The following is a 12,646-nucleotide window of genomic DNA, read 5'->3' as shown; positions in this document are numbered from 1 at the left end:
AGTCCTGCCCGATTCGTGGGCCTGCTCCCGACCGCCGGGTTTCGGCGGCCGCGGAGCCGGGGTGAGGAGGTGTCCCTCGTGGACGTCGACGCCGGACACGGCGCCGCCCTGGGGGGCGCCCTGCCGACCCAGTCGGGTGAGCTGCCGCTGGCCCGCCGGCTGCGGTCGCTGCTCACCTGGCCGACCGCCGACTCCGACCCGGTCACGCAGCTTGTCCGGACCCATCGGGGCATCCACGCCGGCACCGATCCCGCAGTGCTGCGCCGGGCGTACACCATCGCGGAAAACATGCACCGCGGGCAGTTCCGCAAGAGCGGTGAGCCCTACATCACCCACCCCCTCGCGGTGGCGCAGATCTGCGCCGAGCTGGGGATGGACACCATCACCCTGGTGGCGGCGCTGCTGCACGACACGGTGGAGGACACCCGCTACACGCTCCAGGCGCTCTCCGAGGACTTCGGTGGCGAGGTAGCCCACCTGGTCGACGGGGTGACCAAGTTCGACAAGGCGTTCTACGGCAAGGCCGCCGAGGCGGAGACGATCCGCAAGATGATCGTGGCAGCTGCCAAGGACGTCCGGGTGCTGATCATCAAGCTGGCCGACCGGCTGCACAACATGCGCACCCTCGGTGTGCGCTCCGCGGCGTCGCGGGAACGGATCGCCCGCAAGACCCAGGAGGTGCTGGTCCCGCTCTGCGACCGGCTGGGCATCCAGACCCTCAAGCGCGAGCTGGACGACGTGGTGCTGCTGCACCTGGAGCCCGACGAGCACGCCCGGCTTGCCCGGCACGTGCACGACCGGCCGGGCTGGGACGCGTACCTCGAGTCGGTGGTCACCCGTGCCCGGGTGGCGTTACGTCGCAGCCGGGTCGACGCCGAGGTGAGCCCTCGGCCCCGGCACCTCTACTCGATCTGGAAGGACACCATCGCCGGCAGCCACGCCGCGCCGTACGACCTGCCGCGCATCTCGGTGGTGGTCGACGGCCCGGCCACCGACTGTTACGCCGCGCTCGGCGCCATCCACGGCACCTGGCGACCGGTCCCCGGCCGATTCAAGGACTTCATCGCCTCGCCGAAGAACAACCTCTACCGCTCGCTGCACACCAGCGTCTGCGGCCCGCAGGACCGCACGGTGGAGGTGCTGATCCGCACCGAGGAGATGCACCGCTCGGCCGAGTACGGCATCGCCGCCGACTTCCGCTTTCCACGCACGAGCAGCGGCAGCGCGGCGGCCCGCGCCGAGCAGCTGGACTGGCTGCGGCGGGTGCTCGACTGGGAGCCGGACGCCGCCGACCCGGCGCAGTTCCTCGAGTCGCTGCGCTGCGACCTCGCCGAGGGGCAGATCCAGGTCTTCTCTGACGGGCGGCAGGTCGTACTGCCGGCCGGTGCCACGCCCGTCGACCTTGCCTACGAGCTGGGCAGCCAGCGGGGCGACCACTGCCTCGCCGCCCGGATCAACGGCCGGCTCGCGCCGCTGAGCTCCGAGCTGGACGAGGGCGACGTGGTCGAGATCTTCACCGAGAACGACGGGGACAACGGCTTCGAGGCCGGGGTGGCGCCGCGCGGCCCGCGCCGGGAGTGGCTCGACTTCGTCAAGTCGCCGCACGCGCAGATGCAGATCAACCGGTGGTTCGCGGAGCACACCGAGCCGGGCATCACGATCAGCGACAAGGTCCGCCTCGGCCGGGCCACCATCGGGCTCGCCCTGCGCCAGCACAACCGTGGCCTCGCCAGTGACCTGCCGCTGCTGCGCCTCTCCGAGGAGCTGGGCTACCCCGACCTGGAGACCCTGCTGGTCGCGGTCTTCGACCGGGTGATCGAACCGGACACCGTGGTCCGCCAGCTCATCGACCTGGTCGACCATCGGCAGTGACCCACCGGGCCCCAGCGCGTCCGAACGACATTCGTGACCACTAGCCTGGAGTCATGATCCCCCGCTCCCGCGCCACCGGTCGGGCCATCTTCTACCAGGCTTTCTACCGGCTGCCCCTGCCGGTGCGCCGGCGCCTGGTCCGGCTGGCCGTGCCCAAGTACATCGTCGGCGCGGTCACCCTGGTCCGCGACGCCGAGGCGACGGGTGCGGGGCGGTTGCTGCTGCTGCGCCAGCCGCCCGGCAAGGGGTGGTCGTTGCCCGCCGGCCTGCTGGATCGGGGCGAGGCCCCGGTGGTGGGCGCGGCCCGCGAGCTGTTCGAGGAGAGCGGCATCCGGCTCCCACCGTCCCGGCTGCGCCCCGCGGTGCCGAACGCGGTCGTGCACGCCAAGGGCTGGGTGGATGTGGTCTTCGAGACGGAGGTGCCGGCCTCCGACACCGAGCTGGTGGTCGACGGCGGTGAGGTCTTCGAGGCCGCCTGGCACCCGCTCGACGATCTGCCCAAGCTGACCTGGCCGACGGCCCGGCTGCTCGCCTACTACGACATCGGGCCGCTGGCCGGGCAGTTCCCGCCACCGGTACCCGACACGATGCCGTGACCGCAGCGGCCGGCGTGCCGGCGACCGACGGCCGGCCGGGCGACCGGCGGGCGGAGGTGTGCGCCGTGGTGCTGGCCGCGGGCGAGGGCACCCGGCTGCGACCGCTCACCGAACGGGTGCCCAAGGCGCTCTGCCCGGTGGGCAACGTGCCGCTGCTGGAGCGGGCGCTGGCCCGGCTGGCCGGGCTCGGTCTGACCGGTCCCGGACGGGTCGCGGTGAACGCCTGCTACCTCGCCGACCAGGTGGTCGCGCACGTCGGCGACCGTGCTCACCTGTCGGTGGAGCCCGGCGACCCGCTCGGCACGGCGGGCGGGGTGGCCAACCTGCGGGACTGGATCGACGGCCGGCCGGTGCTGGTCGGCAACGCCGACGCGTACCTCGCCGACCCGGCGGCTCCCCCGGGCACGGACGTGGCCGCCCTGCTCGACGGCTGGGACGGGCACCGGGTACGCCTGCTCGGTCAGCCCGCCGCGAACCCGACGGAGCCGGGCACCTTCGCCGGGCACTGCTTCACCGGCTTCTCGCTGCTGCCCTGGCGGCTTGTCCGCGACCTGCCGGTGATCTTCTCCGACCTCGTACGCGCCGTCTGGCGGCCGGCCGAGGCGGCCGGCGCGCTGGAGGTGGTGCCCTACCCGGGCACCTTCTACGACACCGGCACCCCCGCCGACTACCTGGCCGCCAACCTGCACGCGGCGGCGGGCGGCACCCTGGTCGACCCGTCGGCCACGGTAACCGGCCGTTGCGTGGAGTCGGTGGTCGGCGCCGGTGCACGGGTGCACGGCGACGTACGGCGCACGGTGGTCTGGCCGGGCGCGACGGTACGCGCCGACGAACGGCTACGCGACGCGATCCGGGCCGGGGACGGCTGCACCGTGCCGGCCTGCGCGCAGGGCTGAGCCCCGACGGCTCCCGCCTCCGGGCCCGGGCGGAAACATCTAGCATGGGCGACGACGCCGACGAACGGAGAAATGCCCCGTGATCACCGCGATCGTGCTGATCGACTGCGCCACCGACGCGATCCCCGAGGTGGCGGAGAACCTGGCCAACCTCCCCGGCGTCAGCGAGGTCTACTCGGTGGCCGGGCACGTCGACCTCATCGCCATCGTCCGGGTCCGCGAGTTCGACCAGATCGCCCAGGTCATCGCGGGCAGCATCTCCAAGGTGCCGGGCGTGCTCAACACCGAGTCGCACATCGCGTTCCGGGCGTACTCCCAGCATGACCTGGAGGAGGCGTTCGCGATCGGCCTGGCCAGCGCCGACTGACCCCGCCGACCGCCGTGTCGGCCGCGCCGGACGCACGGCGGCCGGTCCACCCCGCGGGTGGACCGGCCGTCTGCTGCCGTTACGTCAGCTCTCGCTCGGAGCCGGCGTCTCGGTGGTGCCACCGCCCGGAGCCGGCGACTCGGTCGTGCCGCCCGGAGCCGGGGACTCAGTGGTGCCGCCCGGAGCCGGCGTCGAGGTGCCGCCCGGGCTGGGCGTACCGCTGGCGCTGGTTTGCGGGACCGGAATGCCCAGCTGGTTGGCGAGCTGGACCAACTCGTCGTAGTGCGTCTGCAGGATCGGCAGGGCGGTCTGGGCCAACTGGACCACCGACTGCTCGGAGCCCTGCGAAATCTCCGTCTGGGTGGCCTGGATGGCCTGGACGTGACCGGCCAGCTCACTGGTCACCCAGAGCCGGTCGAACTCCGCGCCGCTGGCGTTGTTCAGCTGGTCGATGACGGCCTGCTGATCGGCGCTGGGCTCGTTCGGCAGTTCCACCCCGAGCTGGGACGCGGTCTGCTGCACCGTCTGGTCCAGCTGGGTGTGGTCGGTCTTCAACATCGCGCCCAGGTCCTTGACCCCCTGGTCCTGGCCCTTCTGCTGGGCCAGGTCACCAGCGGTGATTTCGAACAGGTTGACCTGGTGCACCGCCTGCAGATACTGGGTGTCCTGCGTCGACGGCTGTGCCGCGGCCTGCGCGGCCGCTGCCGGCGCTACGCCGACCAGTACCAGCGCGGCCAACAGGCCGAGGCGTTTGATACCCAACATGCTTCCCCCCCTTGAGACGTTGGACCGCACGGATACCCGGCTCACGGGGGTTATTCCTGCGATCGCCCGTCGCGCGGGGTCGACCGGTCCCGCCGTGGCCGTCCGACTCCTGACCGGATGGGTGGTGGACGCCGATACGGCGTGGCGCCCGCCGGAATTCCGGCGGGCGCCACGTAACGCTGCGGTCGGGGGGTCAGCGGCGGCTCTCGCCGCTGCTGATCTCCTCGCGCTCGGGTCGGGCCTCGACCGGCGGGTGCCCCGGCGAGACCGGTGCCTCGACCGGCTTCTCGATCGGGTAGAAGAAGCCCCGGATCGCCGGGCCGAGGGCCCCGAGCCGGTTCATCTTCTTGGGCACCACCCAGCCGACGTACTCCAACTCGCCGTGGCCGTCGTGCCCGTCCGCCGCACTGAGCGGCTGGTGCACCTCGACGAACCGGCCGTCCGGCAAACGCCGGATGATGCCGGTCTCCACGCCGTGCGCGAGCACCTCCCGGTCGTGCTGCTGCAGGCCCAGGCAGAGCCGGTAGGTGACGTAGTACGCCACCGGCGGGACCAGCAGCAGGCCGACCCGGCCCGCCCAGGTCATCGCGTTCAGGCTGATCTGGAACTTGTCGGCGATAACGTCGTTGGCGCCGGAGAGCGTCAGCACGATGTAGAACGACACCGCCATGGCGCCGACCGCGGTCCGGGCCGGAACGTCACGGGGCCGCTGGAGCAGGTTGTGGCTCTTGCGGTCCTTGAGGTGCCGCGCCTCCAGGAACGGGTACATCGTCGACAGGCCCACCAGGATGCCGGGCAGCACCACCGTCGGCCAGAACAGCGGCGGAATGACGTACCCGTCACCGAGCGGGATGTTGATCTCCCACGCTGGCATGAGCCGCGTCGAGCCGTCGAGGAACATGACGTACCAGTCGGGCTGGCTGGCGGCCGAGACCACCCACGCCTCGTACGGGCCGAACAGCCAGATCGGGTTGATCTGGAACAGACCGCCCATCAGCGCGATGACGCCGAAGACGACCATGAAGAAGCCGCCCTGCTTCAGCGCGTACCGCGGGAACATCCGCTCGCCGACCACGTTGCCGTTGGTCCGACCGGGGCCGGGCCACTGGGTGTGCTTCTGCTTGAAGACCAGGCCCAGGTGGACGCTGATCAGCGCGACCAGCAGACCCGGGATGAGCAGCACGTGGGCGATGAAGAACCGGCTGATGATGATCGTGCCAGGGAACTCCCCGCCGAAGATCGACGAGGTGACCCAGGAGCCGATCACCGGGATCGACAGCATGATCGCCGAGGCGATCCGCAGGCCGGTGCCGGACAGGCCGTCGTCCGGCAGCGAGTAGCCGGTGAAGCCGGCCAGGAAGCCGACCCAGAACAGCAGCGAGCCGATGATCCAGTTGGTCTCCCGCGGCTTGCGGAAGGCACCGGTGAAGAAGACCCGCAGCATGTGCACGACGATCGCGGCCATGAACAGCAGCGCAGCCCAGTGGTGCATCTGCCGCATCACCAGACCGCCACGGACGTCGAACGAGATGTCCAGGCTGGAGGCGTACGCGGCGGACATCGGCGTGCCCTGCAACGGGGCGTAGCTACCGTCGTAGACCACCTCGGTCATCGCCGGCTCGAAGAAGAAGGTCAGGAACACACCGGTCAGCAGCAGCACCACGAACGAGAACAGCGCGATCTCGCCGAGGAGGAAGGACCAGTGGTCCGGGAAGACCTTGTTCAGCAGCCGGCGAAGCGGGGTGGCCACCTGGAAGCGGTCATCCACTCCCACCGCGGCCTTACCCGGCGTCGCCGCAAGGTCAAGCTTTCGACGCTTCATGGCCGCTCCCAGAAATCAGGCCCGACGGTCTCGGTGTAGTCGGACTTCGCCACGAAGAAGCCCTCGGAGTCCACCTCGATCGGCAACTGCGGCAGCCGCCGGCTGGCGGGGCCGAAGACGGGCCGGGCGTTGTCGGTGATGAGGAACTGGGACTGGTGGCACGGGCAGAGCAGCCGGTTGGTCTGCTGCTCGTACAGGCTGGCCGGGCAACCGGCGTGCGTGCAGATCTTGGAGAACGCCGCGTAGTTGCCCCACATGTAGTCGCCGTGGCCGACCCGCTCGTTGGCCTGGCGCGAGGTCATCGCGTCGGAGTCCCGCAGGTGGATCAGCAGCGTCGGCGAGTCGGCGTGCTTGTTGCTCACGCCGTGGTCAATGCCCGGGAAGACGGTCAACTGACCACCGGCGCTGATGTCGGCCGGGCGGATCGGCCGGCCGTCCTCGCGAACCAGCCGGATCCGCTGGCCACCCTCGGCCGAGCCGAACCCGGTGGTGAACATCTGGTTGTTCTTGTGCGGCTGGGAGATCAGACCGCCGACCAGCGGCGCCGCGACCACCGCGCCGACCGGCGCGAGACCGGCCAGCAGCGAGATGCCGAGCAGCGGGCGACGCTTCACGCCCAACTCGTCGGCCATGTAGAGCATGGTCTGGCCGGTGATGGTGCGGCTTTCCTCGTCCACCGCGCCCTCGTGCCGGTCCTGGATCGAGACCTCCTTGGGCAGCAACTTCTTGCCCCAGGTCAGGATGCCGAAGCCGACGGCGAGCAGGGCCACGCCGAGGGTGGCGCCGAGCAGCGGGGTGTAGAACTTGTCGCCGCCACGGCCCGGCTCGTACTGCCACGGCCACCAGATGTAGATGGCCAGGAACGCGGTCGCCGCCAGGCCGGTGATCAGGAAGAACCCTGCCACCACCCGGGTCAGCCGGCGCTCGGCCTTGGTGCCGGGCAGCACCTGCGGCTCGTAGTGGACGATCTCGATGTCGTCCCGGCGCGCGCCCTCACGGACGACGTCGAACCGGGTCACCCCGGGCGCGTTCAGGTCGAGCGGCTCCTGGCCCTGCGGGGCCTGGTGCTCGGTGTGCGTGCTCATGCCGTCACCTCGCTACGGGTGGCGCCGAGCGGCACCACAGCACTGAATCGGATGATCCGCTCGGTCACGACTTGCCCGCAATCCACAGGCTAGCGAAGACGAGCGCCACGATGCCAACCAGGAAGATCGCCAGGCCCTCGGTGGACGGCCCGTACCGGCCGAGGTTGAACCCACCCGGGTCCTGGTCGTGCTTCAGCGTCTCCTGGATGTAGGCGATGATGTCGGCCTTCTGCTCCGGGCGGAGCTGGTTGTCACCGAACACCGGCATGTTCTGCGGGCCGCTCAGCATCGCCGCGTAGATCTGCCGGTCGGTCGCCGGGTGCAGGCTCGGAGCGAACTTGCCCGAGGAGAGCGCGCCACCGCCGCCGCCGAAGGCGTGGCACTGCGAGCAGTTGATCCGGAACAGCTCACCACCGGCCGCGACGTTGGCGTCCTGGGCGAGGTCACCCTCCGGCACGATCGGGCCGCCACCGAGCTCCTGGATGTACTGAGCCAGCTGGCGGGTCTGCTCGTCGGTGAAGAGCGGGGGCTTGCGGTGTGCCTGGGCCTCCTGCCGGGCCATCGGCATCCGGCCGGAGCTGACCTGGAACTCGACCGAGGCAGCGCCGACGCCGACCAGGCTCGGTCCGCGGCCCTCGACGCCCTGGGCGTTGCGTCCGTGGCAGGTCACACAGCTCACGTCGAACAGCGCCTTGCCCTCGGCGGCGGCGCCGGTCATCGGCGGGTTGTCCTGCGCCTGCACACCGGGGGCGAAGACGGTGTAGGCGCCGCCGGCGAGCATCAGCGCGGCGAACAGCCGAACCGCGGCACCCAGCCGGCGGCGGCCCCTGCTGCGCGCGGCGGGCCGCCCGCGCAGGCGCGCGAGCAGACCGCGTCGGCGGTCGTTGTCAGAAGTCATGAGCTGTGTCCTTAACCGGTTGGACCTTGTCTCAGGGGACGGAGCAGCGGCGCGGTTCGTGACGCGCCAAGATCACTGAAGCCAGTAGATCATGGCGTACAGCCCGATCCACACGACGTCGACGAAGTGCCAGTAGTACGACACGACGATCGCCGAGGTCGCCTGCGCCGGTGTGAACCGGCCCATGGTCGTACGGACCATGAAGATGATGAAGGCGATCAGGCCGCCGGTCACGTGCAGGCCGTGGAAGCCGGTGGTCAGGTAGAACACCGAGCCGTAGCCGTCTCCGTTGATCTTGACGCCCTCGTGCACCAGCTCGCGGTACTCGTTCAGCTGGCCGAGCACGAAGATCAGACCCATCACGAAGGTGACGGTGAACCAGCGCCGCAGCGCGTGCACGTCACCCTTTTCCGCCGCGAAGACGCCGAGCTGGCAGGTCACCGACGAGAGCACCAGGATCACCGTGAACGTGGTCGCGTACGGGATGTTGAGGTGCTCGGTGTGCTTCTCCCACTGCTCCGGCGCAGCCGCGCGGATCGAGAAGTACATCGCGAACAGCGCCGCGAAGAACATAAGTTCGCTGGAGAGCCACACGATCGTCCCGACGCTGACCATGTTCGGTCGGGTCAGAGAGTGGATCCGGCTCTTGTCAATGGCTGGGGCCGCAGTCACGCCGTCATTATTGCCCCTGACCGGGGCCGGCGATCAGCGGGGTGGCAAACCCACGCCTTCCGTGGCCCGAGCGTCGGGGTCCGGTTCGCCTGGCCTAGCCTGAAAAGCGTGCTGCACGTCGATCCGATCTTCGCCGCCACCTCGGCCGTCCCGGCCGCAGTGCTCGCGGCCACCCCGGCGGGCCCGGCGCTGGCCGCCGGGGGCGAGGCGACCCCTCCCCCGTTCACCGTCGGCACGGTGCTGACCGAGACCCGGTTGGACAGCTGGCTGGCGCTCGGCCTGGTGCTCGCCGCCGGCCTCTACCTCTATGGGGTGCACCGGCTGCGCATCCGTGGCGACCGCTGGCCGGTCTCCCGTACCGTCTTCTTCCTCGGCCCCGGCCTGGGCGGCATCGCGCTGGTCACGGTCAGCGGGCTGCACGCGTACGACACCGCCCTGCTGTCGGTGCACATGGTCCAGCACATGGTGCTGTCCATGGTGGCGCCGATCTTCCTGGCACTCGGCGCACCGATGACGCTGGCGCTGCGGACCCTGCCGGTCGGAGCGCGCAAGCGCCTGCTGGCGATCGTGCACAGCCGCGTCGCCCGGGTCTACAGCTTCCCGCTGGTGGCGTTCGCCATCTTCGTGGTCAACCCGTTCGCGCTGTACTTCAGCGACCTGTACCGCTTCACCCTCGAACACGCCTGGGCGCACGAGCTGGTGCACGCGCACTTCATCCTGACCGGCTGCGTGTTCTTCTGGCCGCTGCTCGGTCTCGACCCGCTGCCGGGCCGCTGGCCGTACCCGGCACGGGCGCTGCTGATGCTGCTCTCCGTGCCGTTCCACACCGTGCTCGGGCTCACCATCATGCAGAGCAGCACGCTCTTCGGCGGCGACTGGTACCCGTCGCTCAACCTGAGCTGGTCCGACCCCTGGGACGACCAGGTGGTCGCCGGCGGCATCCTGTGGGCCGGCGGTGAGTTCGTCAGCGTCACCATGCTCGCGGTCCTGGTGGTGCAGTGGGTCAAGCAGTCCGAACGCGAGGCCCGCCGGATCGACCGCGACCTAGACCGCCAGGAGGCCCGCGAACGCGCCGCCGGCACCCCGGCCTGAGCTGCGGCGACGGTACGCCAGACGGCCGGCGACGGGCGGGATGTCGACTGCGTCACGTGGACCGGTACGATCGGCGGGCAGCTACGAGGTGGGAGCCAGTCCAGCCATGAGCGATCGTCTTTGCACCGTCCTGCTCTACAGCGACGACCCGCAGGTCCGTGACCGGATGCGGATGGCCGTCGGCACCCGGCCCGCACCCGGGCTGCAGATCGAGTTCGTCGACGCGTCGACCTACGCCGAGACCATCCGGCTCGTCGACGACTACGAGATCGACCTCCTGCTGCTCGACGGTGAGGCGAGCCCGGGCGGCGGTATGGGCATCGCCCGACAGATCAAGGACGACCGGGACGACGCTCCCCCGACCTGCCTGGTGATCGCCCGCGCTGCCGACCGATGGCTCGCCGCGTACGCCGAGGTCGACGCGACGCTGGTGCACCCGCTCGACCCGGTGACCACCGGCAGCACGGTGGCTGAGCTGCTGCGGACGCACGCACCCGCCTGACGTCCCCGCTCTCCGGCACCGCCACGGCGCCGGAAGAATCGGCGCCGGTTCCAGCCCACCCGCACTTCGCATGCTCGGGAGGCCCGCCATGGGCGATCGGACCTGGCCGCACCTGCTCAACGCGCTGCTGCGCGGCGACGAGCTGTCCACCGCCGACACCGCCTGGGCGATGGGCGAGATCATGGCCGGCTCGGCGGGCGCCGCGCAGGTCGCCGGCTTCGCGGTGGCGCTGCGGGCCAAGGGCGAGACCTCGGCCGAGCTGGCCGGGCTGGTCGAGACGATGCTGAGCCGGGCGGTCCCGGTCGACCTCCCCGAGGAGCTGCGTTCCACCGCGCTGGACGTGGTGGGCACCGGCGGTGACCTCGCCCACACGGTCAACATCTCCACCATGGCAGCGCTGGTGGTGGCGGGCGCCGGCGTCCGGGTGGTCAAGCACGGCAACCGTGCCGCGTCGTCCTCCTGCGGCACCGCCGACCTGTTGGAGTTCCTCGGCGTTCCGCTCGACCTCGACCCGGACGCGATTGTCCGCTGCGTCACCGAGGCGGGCATCGGGTTCTGCTTCGCGGCCCGGTTCCACCCGGGCATGCGGCACACCGGGCCGATCCGGCGAGAGCTGGGCGTGCCCACCGTGTTCAACTTCCTCGGCCCGCTGACCAACCCGGCCCGGCCCCGCGCCGGCGCTGTCGGCTGCTTCGACCCGCGGATGGCCCCGGTGATGGCCGGCGTGTTCGCCGCTCGCGGCGACTCGGTGCTGGTGATGCGCGGCGAGGACGGGCTGGACGAGTTCACCACTGCCGCACCGACCCGGGTCTGGGCGGCCCAGGGCGGCACCGTACGCGAGGCCGTGCTGGACGCGACGGACCTGGGGGTACCCCGGTCCACCCTCGCGGATCTGCGCGGTGCTGACGCCCCGTACAACGCCGGCGTGGCCCGTCGCCTGCTGGCCGGCGAGACCGGCCCGGTCCGGGACGCGGTGCTGGTCAACGCGGCGGCGGCGCTGGCCACTCAGGGCCCGCTCGACGGCGACCTGACCGAGGCGCTGCGCGCCGGTCTGGACCGCGCGGCCGAGTCGATCGACTCCGGCGCGGCGGCCGCCACCCTCGACCGGTGGATCGAGACCGCCACCACCGCCTGACTCGCCCCGCGGTGGGGATTTGTCGGACCCGCGTGGGAAACTACAGCCGAGTAGTTCTCCGCTTCCGTTTATGCGTTGCTGTCGCGCCGGGGGCGAGCCGCCCGAAGTGAGAGGAGACGCCCGTGTCGTCGGACCGCGAGCTCTACTGCGACGTCTGCGAGGGCGTGGCGCCGTTCGAGGTGCCGCCCTGCGTCGACGGCCACGGCACCGACTGTCCCGAGCTGATCTGCACCCGCTGCGGCACCGCTGTGGTGATCGCCACCTTCACCTTCCGCGTCACCCGGCTGGCCGACCGCCGACACCGCCAGCCCACCCGCCACGCCGCCTGACCCCGCCACGGCTCGATCGACTCGGTGTCGGCGTGGGTGCGGTATCCGGCAGCGCTGTCACCCCCGGGTCGGGGACGTGGAGTTGATCACCCGAGCCCGCCGGGCTCGAGCACGACGAAGGCCCGCTCCCCCACCGGGGAACGGGCCTTCTTGGCAGTACGGGTCGCTGCTACGGCGACCGGGTGAATCAGTGCTCGGCGGTACGCCGGGTGCCGGTGTAGTACTCGAACAGCAGCCCGCAGGCGGCGAAGATGACCGCCAGCAGACCGGCGCCGACCAGCCAGAACTGCCAGAACACCAGGCCCATGCCTGCCGTCGCGGCGGCCAGCGCCAGGCCGAACGGCCAGTAGCTGCCCGGGCTGAAGAAGCCGACCTCACCGGCGCCGTCAGCGATCTCGGCGTCCGGCCGGTCCTCGGGGCGCAGGTCGATCCGGCGGGAAACGAACCAGAAGAAGCCACCGCACATCGTGCAGAGCAGGAAGGACAGCAGCAGGGCCACCGTGCCCACCCACTCGACGCCACCGGCCTCACCGGCCGTCCAGGCACCGTAGAGGATGGTCGCTCCGCCCAGGAACGTGGCAATGATCAGGAAGATGCGCCACTCGGTCTTCATCC

At 71.0% G+C, this 12,646-nt stretch carries 14 protein-coding genes; 8 read left to right on the top strand and 6 right to left on the bottom strand.

What is annotated here, in order from left to right:
- The first annotated feature begins 78 nt into the window (after positions 1-78).
- The 4 genes from OG990_RS01990 (at position 79) to OG990_RS01975 (ending at position 3,731) form a co-directional block, all read left to right on the top strand.
- Positions 79-1,872, top strand: coding sequence for a RelA/SpoT family protein (locus OG990_RS01990; protein ID WP_386984680.1), 1,794 nt, complete (start codon positions 79-81; stop codon positions 1,870-1,872).
- A 53-nt stretch (positions 1,873-1,925) separates the two neighbouring features.
- Complete coding sequence (locus OG990_RS01985; RefSeq protein WP_328418949.1) at positions 1,926-2,468, top strand: NUDIX domain-containing protein; 543 nt, start codon at positions 1,926-1,928, stop codon at positions 2,466-2,468.
- A complete protein-coding gene (locus tag OG990_RS01980) occupies positions 2,465-3,364 on the top strand; it encodes a sugar phosphate nucleotidyltransferase (protein ID WP_406078817.1) in 900 nt (299 codons plus the stop codon). Before OG990_RS01985 ends, OG990_RS01980 begins: the two co-directional genes overlap by 4 nt.
- Positions 3,365-3,443: 79 nt before the next feature.
- The gene (locus tag OG990_RS01975; protein WP_074313163.1) at positions 3,444-3,731 is read left to right on the top strand and encodes an Lrp/AsnC family transcriptional regulator; all 288 of its coding nucleotides are present in this window, start codon (positions 3,444-3,446) and stop codon (positions 3,729-3,731) included.
- Positions 3,732-3,815: 84 nt separating this feature from the next.
- Here the strand turns inward: OG990_RS01975 and OG990_RS01970 are convergent, their stop codons facing one another.
- The 5 genes from OG990_RS01970 to OG990_RS01950 form a co-directional block, all read right to left on the bottom strand.
- Positions 3,816-4,496: a DUF4142 domain-containing protein gene (locus tag OG990_RS01970; RefSeq protein ID WP_328418950.1), complete on the bottom strand. Its 681-nt coding sequence runs from the start codon at positions 4,494-4,496 to the stop codon at positions 3,816-3,818.
- Between the two features lie 193 nt (positions 4,497-4,689).
- Complete coding sequence (locus tag OG990_RS01965; protein ID WP_355604891.1) at positions 4,690-6,318, bottom strand: cytochrome b N-terminal domain-containing protein; 1,629 nt, start codon at positions 6,316-6,318, stop codon at positions 4,690-4,692.
- Complete coding sequence (locus OG990_RS01960) at positions 6,315-7,403, bottom strand: ubiquinol-cytochrome c reductase iron-sulfur subunit (RefSeq protein WP_386984117.1); 1,089 nt, start codon at positions 7,401-7,403, stop codon at positions 6,315-6,317. The genes OG990_RS01965 and OG990_RS01960 overlap by 4 nt, the downstream gene beginning before the upstream one ends.
- A 64-nt stretch (positions 7,404-7,467) precedes the next feature.
- The gene (locus OG990_RS01955) at positions 7,468-8,301 is read right to left on the bottom strand and encodes a cytochrome c (RefSeq protein ID WP_355604888.1); all 834 of its coding nucleotides are present in this window, start codon (positions 8,299-8,301) and stop codon (positions 7,468-7,470) included.
- A gap of 72 nt (positions 8,302-8,373) precedes the next feature.
- Entirely contained in the window at positions 8,374-8,973 is a 600-nt protein-coding gene (locus OG990_RS01950; RefSeq protein WP_355604885.1) for a heme-copper oxidase subunit III, read from the bottom strand.
- Between the two features lie 108 nt (positions 8,974-9,081).
- Here OG990_RS01950 and OG990_RS01945 point away from each other — a divergent pair, with 108 nt between their 5' ends.
- The 4 genes from OG990_RS01945 to OG990_RS01930 all read left to right on the top strand — a co-directional run bounded on the left by OG990_RS01945 (position 9,082) and on the right by OG990_RS01930 (position 12,031).
- The gene (locus tag OG990_RS01945; RefSeq protein ID WP_328418955.1) at positions 9,082-10,065 is read left to right on the top strand and encodes a cytochrome c oxidase assembly protein; all 984 of its coding nucleotides are present in this window, start codon (positions 9,082-9,084) and stop codon (positions 10,063-10,065) included.
- A gap of 106 nt (positions 10,066-10,171) precedes the next feature.
- A complete protein-coding gene (locus OG990_RS01940) occupies positions 10,172-10,567 on the top strand; it encodes a hypothetical protein (RefSeq protein ID WP_355604881.1) in 396 nt (131 codons plus the stop codon).
- An 88-nt stretch (positions 10,568-10,655) separates the two neighbouring features.
- Positions 10,656-11,702 (top strand): anthranilate phosphoribosyltransferase, encoded by a 1,047-nt coding sequence (trpD, locus tag OG990_RS01935; RefSeq protein WP_406078816.1) that lies wholly within the window; start codon positions 10,656-10,658, stop codon positions 11,700-11,702.
- Positions 11,703-11,824: 122 nt separating this feature from the next.
- Positions 11,825-12,031: a hypothetical protein gene (locus tag OG990_RS01930; protein WP_328418958.1), complete on the top strand. Its 207-nt coding sequence runs from the start codon at positions 11,825-11,827 to the stop codon at positions 12,029-12,031.
- Positions 12,032-12,218: 187 nt separating this feature from the next.
- On the opposite strand, the gene OG990_RS01925 is transcribed toward OG990_RS01930, so the two are convergent.
- On the bottom strand, positions 12,219-12,644 hold the full coding sequence (locus tag OG990_RS01925; protein ID WP_328418959.1) for a cytochrome c oxidase subunit 4: 426 nt from the start codon (positions 12,642-12,644) through the stop codon (positions 12,219-12,221).
- Positions 12,645-12,646 lie beyond the last annotated feature (2 nt).

It is taken from the genome of Micromonospora sp. NBC_00858 (assembly GCF_045207365.1).
Lineage (GTDB): Bacteria > Actinomycetota > Actinomycetes > Mycobacteriales > Micromonosporaceae > Micromonospora.
Note: the sequence above shows the minus strand (reverse complement) of the source record. Positions and strands in the feature narration are given on the sequence as shown.

Bases quoted from the DNA above. Each gene is read 5' to 3' on its own strand.
- OG990_RS01985 (WP_328418949.1), top strand. From the start codon at position 1,926: ATGATCCCCCGCTCCCGCGCCACCGGTCGGGCCATCTTCTACCAGGCT.
- OG990_RS01970 (WP_328418950.1), bottom strand. From the start codon at position 4,496: ATGTTGGGTATCAAACGCCTCGGCCTGTTGGCCGCGCTGGTACTGGTC.
- OG990_RS01965 (WP_355604891.1), bottom strand. From the start codon at position 6,318: ATGAAGCGTCGAAAGCTTGACCTTGCGGCGACGCCGGGTAAGGCCGCG.
- OG990_RS01960 (WP_386984117.1), bottom strand. From the start codon at position 7,403: ATGAGCACGCACACCGAGCACCAGGCCCCGCAGGGCCAGGAGCCGCTC.
- OG990_RS01925 (WP_328418959.1), bottom strand. From the start codon at position 12,644: ATGAAGACCGAGTGGCGCATCTTCCTGATCATTGCCACGTTCCTGGGC.
- OG990_RS01955 (WP_355604888.1), bottom strand. From the start codon at position 8,301: ATGACTTCTGACAACGACCGCCGACGCGGTCTGCTCGCGCGCCTGCGC.
- OG990_RS01940 (WP_355604881.1), top strand. From the start codon at position 10,172: ATGAGCGATCGTCTTTGCACCGTCCTGCTCTACAGCGACGACCCGCAG.
- trpD (WP_406078816.1), top strand. From the start codon at position 10,656: ATGGGCGATCGGACCTGGCCGCACCTGCTCAACGCGCTGCTGCGCGGC.